Below are 8,378 nucleotides of genomic sequence, written 5' to 3' on the forward strand. Positions count from 1 at the left end.
CTTATACTAGCTCCTTGTATTTCGTTATTAAGCATAATAGGAACATTATCTGATTTTATTCTTTTAGCATTCTTTGCTTTTAGATCAACCTTACCTCCATGTATGCATAATAAAGTATTATCTTCTAATATAGGATGCAAACAAGAAGTATCAGGACTTATATCAATATCTTTTATTCTAGGAAGAGTGATTTTTCTTTTTTTAGCCATAAAAAGCCTTGTGGGTTTGAAGTATGCTTTCTAATTGCTCATCTTTAGCATAAAGAAGTTTTTCTTCTAAAGAACAATCAAAATTTGAAGGAAAAGGTTTTATGGTATCCTTGCTTAGAAATTTTTGCCAAAGTATAGAGTTTTTTTCTGCTGAAAACTCCCAAAAATCATCTTTGTTATTATAAACATAGTCTTTATAATCTATAAAATTTACAAAGTTGATATTTACATTTTTTTGCTTAGAAAGCATACCTTGTATGTTTTCTTCTTCTGTGTTTTTTGGAATTTTATTATAGTTTTTAAGATAATGATTTATTCTATTGTTATTTAAGTTTTGATTTTCAAGTTCATTTAAAAGTTCTTTAGAATAATAATTTAAAAAATAATTATTTGCATATTCTTCTATATGCTCTTTAAAGCTTCTTTTATAAATTAACTCATCATAACTAATAGGGTAAGATTTTAAAGTATTATTTTTAGAATTTAATATATAATCATACCCTGCAAAAAAATAAGAAAAATCCATAAAGGCATAATCAGCACTTATGCCTTTACAAAGACTTAAAAAAATATTTTCAAGTTCTAAGATGATTTTTTCATCTTTACTTAAATTTAACTCTTTTTGAAGTTGTTCTTGGGTTTTTGGGATAAAACCATAATTAAGTTTATCTTCATAATTTTTTACTAGATAATTTAAATTTTCATCATTAAGATTAAAAGTAAGGTATAGTGATGAGTTGAAATAAATATCATATTTATTAAAGTAGGGCGCTAGATTATCTTTTTCTATAAGAGTATTGATTTGGCTTTGAGAGAAATTTTCTCCTTTTTCATCCCAAAAAGGTAAATTAGGGGAGAGGTTTTTAAGAGTTCCTATTTCACTTAATTCATCTTTTTGATAATATCTATGTAAAATGTATTTGCTTTTATCTTTGCATAAACGATTGTAAATTTGAGTATAATTTGAAGGTAAAAAATTTAACCATTCATCCTCACTGTGTAGATTTATACCTTCAAATTTATCAATACTAAAACAAGCTTTAAGTTCTTGTATAGCTTTTAAGGTATTTTCTAAATGTTTATTATAAAAATTATTTTCATTAGCTTTTTTAAAATCAAGCCATTCTTGTAAATTAAGGCGATTACCTTTTAAACTCCAAGCGTCAAGGTATTTTTCATCACTAAAAGTTTTTTTAGATAAAAGATGAAAGCTAATTTGATTGGCACTTAATGTTTGTTTCATTTAAAAGCTTTCAAAGCATCAATTTTTTCACACCATTTGTTAAAGTGTTGACATTTTAATCTTATGTTGTCTATACCAATTTCTTTTGCGATCTTGCTACCATGCAAAACTTTTTTATAGCTAGGAGAAGAAAAAATCTTTTTTAGCCTGTGTGACGGACTTGTTTCCTTGCTATTGTTGATGAATTCTGGATTATTGTATTTTTCGATAATACATTCTAATTCGCAAATGAGTTTTTCATCCCATTCAGCGTCTGCTTCAATGATTTTTGTAATATCACTAAAAAGCAAACTTTCAAATTCATGTGGTTGTATATAGCTAAAAAATTTATTTGTATCGCATTTTTGTTTAATTGCTTCATCAAAATCTTTTTGTATTTTTTCAATATATTCATATATATCAGTATTAGCTTTATTTTCTTTTAAAAATTCATCATCTAATCCATAATAATCAAACATAGTTGTCATAAAAGCTTGTGTGTCTTGTTTTAATTTTTTAACAATAAAATCAACCACTCTATCATACGAAAGCGCACCGCCTTTGTGTCCTTTAGATGTAGGTATTGTAAGTGGAGTGAGATAAATTTTGACATTGTGAAAATACGGACTTAAAGTTTCATTGATAAATTTTTCTTCACTTTGTCCTTCGCAAATTACATAGCATCTTATAATATCTGACATTATTTTGGTCTCCCACCTATAAGATTACTAGCCCAAATTTCTCCAAGTGTGTATTCTTCAAGCCAAGTTTGTAGTTTTTCATTGTCCATTCTTGTAAAAATAGATTGATCACCTTCTTTATCTACAACTATAATATCTTGTGCTTCAAAATGATTTATCAGTTCTACAGATTGAGAAGAAATAATGAGTTGTTTTTCTTGAGCTACTCTTTTAATGATCTCGCTTAAAATTTTTAACGCATAAGGATGTAGTCCTAATTCAGGCTCATCGATAATAATTGTTCCTGACATTAGCTCAAAAGGCTGAAGCAATAAAGTAGCTAAGCATATAAACCTTAAAGTTCCATCAGAAAGCATATGTGCTTTAAAAGGAGTATCAGGATCGTTTTTATGATGCCATTCTAATTGTATATTATCACTATTTCTAAAAATAAATCCCCCAAAAAAAGGAGCAATATCTTGTATAGTAGTTAAAATTTGTTCATAATGTTTGTTGTAGTTATCATGGAGCATTTTAAGATAAGCTGCTATATTTTGTGCATCTTCTTTGAAAATAAGATTATCATTTGCATCACATATACTTTTCATTTTAGATGTATCTCCAGTATCATGAAAATGATAAAGCTTCCATTTTTTAATTTCGCTTATAGTATAATCAGCAACTGCTTTGGATCTAGAATATTCTTTTGCTTCAGAAATATTACTTTCGTATACATTCTCTCCTATAATGTATTCGTGAGGACCAAAATAAATTCTTTCTTTTTGTATAAGCATTTTGTTTTCTTGCGTGGCTACGATATCTACTTTATATCTATTTGGGTTAAAAACAAAGTCAAAATGCAATTTTTCGGTTTCTTTTCTACCAAAATACAAAAAACTATCAGGTCCTTTATCTTGTGTATAAAATTGCAAATTTTTATTAAACAATACATTAAGCATTTTAAATACCGAGATAAAATTACTTTTACCTGCACCATTTGCACCGATTAAGATATTTAAATTTTTAAGTTCAAATTCGGATAAATCTTTTATAGATTTATAGCCTTTGATTGTTATGTTATTTAGCATTTATATCCTTTAGCTTCTAATATTGAAGTTGATTATTTTTCTCTATTACCTTTAGCCTTTTTATTGCTTTATTTAATAAGAGACGATATTTATCACTATTATATTTATAATCTATAAAATTTACAATACTTAATTAGCACTAAATAGCATTTTAAAAGCTTTCAAAGCATCAATAAAATCTTTTATATCTTTTACTTGATCTTCTACCCAATCTTCCACTGTATAATCCTCATCACATTCGCTATCTTCACTATAATAATCTCCTCCTTCAAAATCAGCAGGATTATCATAAAGTTCCATTTCTATATGTTCTAATTCAAATTCCAAATCATTTATAAAATTTCGAAGAATCGTCCCATTAAAATTCTTTTTATCATAGTTTAAAATAGTGATTAGATTAGATGGTAAAACAACCTTATCTTTTTCATCAAATTTTAAGTTGTTGTTTTCTACTAAATTTTTATATTCATAACTTAAGATGTTACTTATGAAAGTTCTTCGTTTATGTTTTTTTAAACCATCTAAAGCACCTTTTAAATAACTATCATTTTCAAGATAGTAATTAAACGCTTCTTGTATATCTTTATCTAATAAAATTTTATTTTTCATTGTTTTTCCTTATGATTTATTTTACCTAAAGTTAATTTTTATCACTCTACTCATTCTCCTTAGCCTTTTTTATAGCATCGTTTAAAAGTTTGGAGCATTCATCACGATATTTACCCAATAAATCAAAGTCAGTTTTTCCATCAATTTCACAATGAGAAGAATCATATGCTGGTAAATTATATTTTTTTCTAATTTGCTCTGAAGTCATTGCTCCTGCATCTTTTAAAAGTTTTTTATTTCTAGATCCTTTTGCATTATCTAAAGGAGTTCTTGGGGTAGCAAAATTCACATTAGCTCCAAGTTCGATTAAAAGCTTTGTAACCTTATAAGTTTCAGGTTCGCTTACAGCTTCAAATAAAAGAGTTTCATTGTGTTCACTCTCTTGAATAAGTCGGGTTTGCATATCTACATTAGCTCCTCCTTTAATAGCTAGTTCTAATAATTCATAATTATTGCGTCTAGCCCAAAAATGCATAGGAGTCCAACCAAAGTCATCTTCATGCACTTCAAATTTAGCTCCACGATTGACTAGATATTGTATGATTTGAGAATTTGGGTTTTTAGCATTGAGTATATATGCGTAGATTAGAGCGTTTTTATAAATATTAGGCTCGCCTTCTACTTCTTTCATTAAGATGTATTTTTCATTAGCTTCTTTGATATGTTTCATGTCGGGAAAAGCAAAATTATATTTAGGATCTTTTAAACTTAAACCATACTCATCAAATAAATAATCTAAAATAGAAAAATCATTATTATTTTCTTCACAAGCAAATGCGGCCCTTAATAAGCTTGCTGCTGGATCAAATAAAGATAGCTCATAATCTTCATTATTATGATGGTATGTAAAATGCGCCTCATAAAAGCTTTCTTTTATGGGATAATCTTTTAAAAGATTTTTAACATTTTCTAAGTCATTATTACTAATAAAATCAAATAACTGTTTTTGAATTTGCATTTTTTCTTCAAAACTCATAGCTTTGATATCTTCTAATGTTTTCATTGTTTTTCCTTTAGTTTTTTTGTATTTGTTTGTTTTTGTTTAATTCTTCTTCTATATGAACAGGGTCATTTAAATTTAATCTTTTTATTACTATTTTATTAGGTGCTGCTCCTTTGATATGGTGTAGATATATTTCTTTAAATATTGTCTTTATGCTTCTGTGAGCATGTCTGTGGTAGATAAAACCACTTCTTGATCCTTTATGGTTTTTATTGTCTTTATTAAATATCTCTAGATTAGTTATATTATCTATTAATTTTGTGTAATGATTGCATAAAAATAAATAATCAAGCTCATATTCTCTAGCAAGTTTTAACTCAAAGCTTATTTGTTCTGTTAAAGCTTGATCTTGAACATTTTTAACCTCTACTAAAGTAGGGTAATCATTTAGCGTTACTAAAAAATCAGGTATGGTGTGATTGAAACCTTTAGTATTAAAATTAGTATCTAGTTTTCTTCTATTAGATAAATACCTAGTTGATCTTTTAGTAAAAAGCATAGAAGCAGCATATTCTCCTGCATCTCCTATATCTTTAGAATTGATATTTTTATTTTTTTGTTCTTCTTGGTTTGGAGTGGTGCTGTTTGTTGCCATCATATCTAAAGGATCTACATTTTTAACACTATCTTGCTTACCATTGCTAGTCTTTTGAGGGTTTTGAAGATCTTTTATAATGTCTTTATAATCTTTAACTTTTTTTTGATTTCTTTGTAAAAATTCAAGTCTACCTAGTAGATTTAGTTCTTTAGGTGATTTGTTTTTATTATCTTGTAAGTCACTTATTTTCTTCTTTAATTCTTGCTTATCTGTAATAATATCTTTTAAACTTTCATCATCTTTAAGCAAGATTTTAGTCATTTCATCTGCTTTTTTCGCGCAAGCTTTTTTAATACCCATTGCTTGTTGTATTTTATCATCTTCTGTAAAATCTCTATTGTCATTTAAAGCTTGTAGGAATTCTTTAGGGCTTTGCAAAACTAAATTAGGATTTTTTATTTTAGCTATGCTTCTTTGAAAGCTTAAATCTATATTTTTTTTATCTTTTCTTCCCTTTCTAAAATCAGTCACTACAAAGCCCTTATCTTCTAAAGGCACAGGATCAAAGTGTAATGTTTCATTTTTATCTAAAGATACTAATCTTGGTATTAAAACATAAATTCCTTTTTCAAAGCATTTATCAAAAAAATCTGCTTCAACTTTAGCTATACCATCTTTTACTTCAAAGCCATCGTTATATTTTAACTCTTCATTTAAACTTTTGATATCATTATCTTTACTTGTATAAACATCGTAAAATATATCATAATTATCAGGATCGATTTGTCGTTGTTTTTTAGTTTGTAAGATGAAGTTATTTTCATCAAATTTATTTATCTCTTTATCGATTTTTTGTGCATAATCTTTTGTGATATCTTCTTTTTCATTTAATTGATCTTGAGAATTTATTTTTTTAATTTCTTGTTCTTTATGAATTGTTCTATTTTTATCTTCAAATTCTTTTCCATTGTTTTTATCTTCTGTTTGTAAATGAAAAGGCTTATAAAAATACAATTTACAATTTTCTAGTATATAAACCTTTTGAAATTCTTTAATATGAAAATTGACATCAGTAAAGTTAATTTTTATCACTCTACTCATTCTCCTTAGCCTTTTTTATGGCATCGTTTAAAAGTTTACAGTATTTTTCCATATAGCTTTTATCTTTTTCACACTCTTTGCTATCCCAGTATATATTGTATTTTTTATCAAGTTGTTCTGAAGTCATTGCTCCTGCATCTTTTAAAAGCTTTTTATTTCTAGATCCTCTTGCGATATCTAAAGGGGTGGTTGGGGTGACAAAATTTACATTAGCTCCTAGTTCAATTAAAAGCTTTGTAACCTTATAAGTTTCAGGTTCGCTTACAGCTTCAAATAAAAGGGTTTCATTGTATTCACTCTCTTGAATAAGTCGGGTTTGCATATCCACATTAGCCCCTCCTTTAATAGCTAGTTCTAATAATTCATAATTATTTTGCATAACCCAAAAATGCATAGGAGTTCTACCGGAAAATCCTTCATTATGCACTTCAAATTTAGCTCCACGATTGACTAGATATTGTATGATTTGAGAATTTGGATTATCGGCATTGAGTATATAATAATAGATTAGAGCGTTTTTATAAATATTAGGCTCGCCTTCTACTTCTTTCATTAAGATGTATTTTTCATTAGCTTCTTTGATATGTTTCATATCAATAAGAACAAAATTATATTTAGGATCTTTTAAACTTAAACCATACTCATCAAATAAATAATCTAAAATAGAAAAATCATTATTATTTTCTTCACAAGTAAATGCAGCTCTTGTTATCAAGTTAAAAGGATCAAATAAAGGGAAGTCTCCATCCTCATCTTTGATATTAAGCTCATAACAAGATATTTTTACAGGATAATCTTTTAAAATATCTTTTACCTTGGCCAAATCATTATCATCTATAGCTTCAAGAACTAGATCTTCTAATTCATCTTTTTCTTGATAGTTCATAGCTTTGATATCTTCTAATGTTTTCATTGTTTTTCCTTTAGTTTTTTTGTAATTTTAGTTTTAATTCAAGAAAATTGCTTTTAATCCGCTCTTAAATCACCTCCTTTTACCCTTAAACCTTTATCATCTATAATTACTTGCATTTTTCCTACTTGAAGTATAATCTTATCTTTTGTTTGTGTGATGGTGGTATTTTCACCTACTTGAGAGATGATTTGTTTTTGTGCTATTAAAGTGCTTTCTTTATTAGCTAAAGTATTTATTTCATCAGCCGTAAAGGAACAATTATTTTTAGCTTTAAAACTAATAGAATCATCAGCTTCAGCTTTGAAATACTCATTTGTTTCTATGCTTAGATCTTTTTTGGAGTGAAATTTTATACTTTGATTGGTTTGAAGCACATAAGAACCTTTTATGGTTTCATTTTTATTATGTCCTATTCTTTGGATAAAATCATTTTTGATATCTTGCTCTAGATTGTTGTTGATGATTACTCTTTTATCATTTCCTATTTTTTCTTCATGATTTTGTCCTATATTGACTTCATTACTAATTCCTACATTCAAAGTATTACTTAAACCCACATTGGTGTCTTTAGAAAGCAAGGTGTTTTCTAGATACTGCGCACCTACATTGACATTTTTAAAACCTATGATATTTTGCATATGCCCTAAGGTAATAAATTCAGTATATAAAGCTCCCACTTCTGAGGTTTTGTTATTTTTTATGGTTTGCTCATAGTTGTTGCCTATTTCTTCTTTATAATCTTTTTGTGCTAGAATGTAAAATTCTTCCTTGTCTATATCATTTTTTAAAGTGATTTCATTTCTTGCTTTTGCATCGGTATTATCTTTTCCTATAGTAGAATTAGAGATAGTTAAATAATGTTCGTTTTTATAATTTAGATTATATTCTGTATTTTCTTGTAGTTTAAGTTCATCTAAGCCTTTATTATACATAGGTATAGCACTTAGATAATTTAGTGTTTGTTCAGCGATTTCTCTTTTGTATCTTGGGTAGTTATATTGTGGCATAGTATTCA

Annotated in this window: 8 protein-coding genes and 1 pseudogene; all 9 read right to left on the reverse strand. The window is 27.2% G+C overall.

What is annotated here, in order from left to right:
* Positions 1–209 (reverse strand): annotated as a pseudogene (locus CAMP5053_RS07775) (hypothetical protein); the annotation flags it as partial.
* Positions 202–1,452 carry a hypothetical protein gene (locus tag CAMP5053_RS07780; RefSeq protein WP_263725430.1) on the reverse strand — a complete coding sequence of 417 codons (1,251 nt, stop codon included), beginning with the start codon at positions 1,450–1,452 and terminating at the stop codon, positions 202–204. The pseudogene CAMP5053_RS07775 and the gene CAMP5053_RS07780, both read right to left, overlap by 8 nt.
* The gene (locus CAMP5053_RS07785) at positions 1,449–2,132 is read right to left on the reverse strand and encodes a DUF4276 family protein (RefSeq protein ID WP_263688748.1); all 684 of its coding nucleotides are present in this window, start codon (positions 2,130–2,132) and stop codon (positions 1,449–1,451) included. Before CAMP5053_RS07785 ends, CAMP5053_RS07780 begins: the two co-directional genes overlap by 4 nt.
* Positions 2,132–3,199, reverse strand: a complete 1,068-nt coding sequence (locus CAMP5053_RS07790; protein WP_044598808.1) for an AAA family ATPase — start codon at positions 3,197–3,199, stop codon at positions 2,132–2,134. The genes CAMP5053_RS07785 and CAMP5053_RS07790 overlap by 1 nt, the downstream gene beginning before the upstream one ends.
* Before the next feature lie 129 nt (positions 3,200–3,328).
* Positions 3,329–3,808 (reverse strand): hypothetical protein, encoded by a 480-nt coding sequence (locus tag CAMP5053_RS07795; RefSeq protein WP_263709823.1) that lies wholly within the window; start codon positions 3,806–3,808, stop codon positions 3,329–3,331.
* Positions 3,809–3,854: 46 nt separating this feature from the next.
* Positions 3,855–4,811 carry an ankyrin repeat domain-containing protein gene (locus CAMP5053_RS07800; RefSeq protein WP_337217598.1) on the reverse strand — a complete coding sequence of 319 codons (957 nt, stop codon included), beginning with the start codon at positions 4,809–4,811 and terminating at the stop codon, positions 3,855–3,857.
* A 10-nt stretch (positions 4,812–4,821) separates the two neighbouring features.
* On the reverse strand, positions 4,822–6,450 hold the full coding sequence (locus tag CAMP5053_RS07805) for a putative toxin (protein WP_263709816.1): 1,629 nt from the start codon (positions 6,448–6,450) through the stop codon (positions 4,822–4,824).
* The gene (locus CAMP5053_RS07810) at positions 6,443–7,363 is read right to left on the reverse strand and encodes an ankyrin repeat domain-containing protein (protein WP_337217599.1); all 921 of its coding nucleotides are present in this window, start codon (positions 7,361–7,363) and stop codon (positions 6,443–6,445) included. Before CAMP5053_RS07810 ends, CAMP5053_RS07805 begins: the two co-directional genes overlap by 8 nt.
* 53 nt (positions 7,364–7,416) lie before the next feature.
* Positions 7,417–8,378, reverse strand: a 962-nt coding sequence (locus tag CAMP5053_RS07815; protein ID WP_337217600.1) for a bacteriophage T4 gp5 trimerisation domain-containing protein, incomplete at its 5' end; no start/stop codon positions are given.

Source organism: Campylobacter sp. S4:11, assembly GCF_024723695.1.
Classification (GTDB): Bacteria; Campylobacterota; Campylobacteria; order Campylobacterales; family Campylobacteraceae; genus Campylobacter_D; species Campylobacter_D jejuni_C.

Coding starts and splice junctions, on each gene's coding strand:
- CAMP5053_RS07800 (WP_337217598.1), bottom strand. CDS start 4,811: ATGAAAACATTAGAAGATATCAAAGCTATGAGTTTTGAAGAAAAAATG.
- CAMP5053_RS07810 (WP_337217599.1), bottom strand. CDS start 7,363: ATGAAAACATTAGAAGATATCAAAGCTATGAACTATCAAGAAAAAGAT.
- CAMP5053_RS07805 (WP_263709816.1), bottom strand. CDS start 6,450: ATGAGTAGAGTGATAAAAATTAACTTTACTGATGTCAATTTTCATATT.
- CAMP5053_RS07785 (WP_263688748.1), bottom strand. CDS start 2,132: ATGTCAGATATTATAAGATGCTATGTAATTTGCGAAGGACAAAGTGAA.
- CAMP5053_RS07780 (WP_263725430.1), bottom strand. CDS start 1,452: ATGAAACAAACATTAAGTGCCAATCAAATTAGCTTTCATCTTTTATCT.
- CAMP5053_RS07795 (WP_263709823.1), bottom strand. CDS start 3,808: ATGAAAAATAAAATTTTATTAGATAAAGATATACAAGAAGCGTTTAAT.
- CAMP5053_RS07790 (WP_044598808.1), bottom strand. CDS start 3,199: ATGCTAAATAACATAACAATCAAAGGCTATAAATCTATAAAAGATTTA.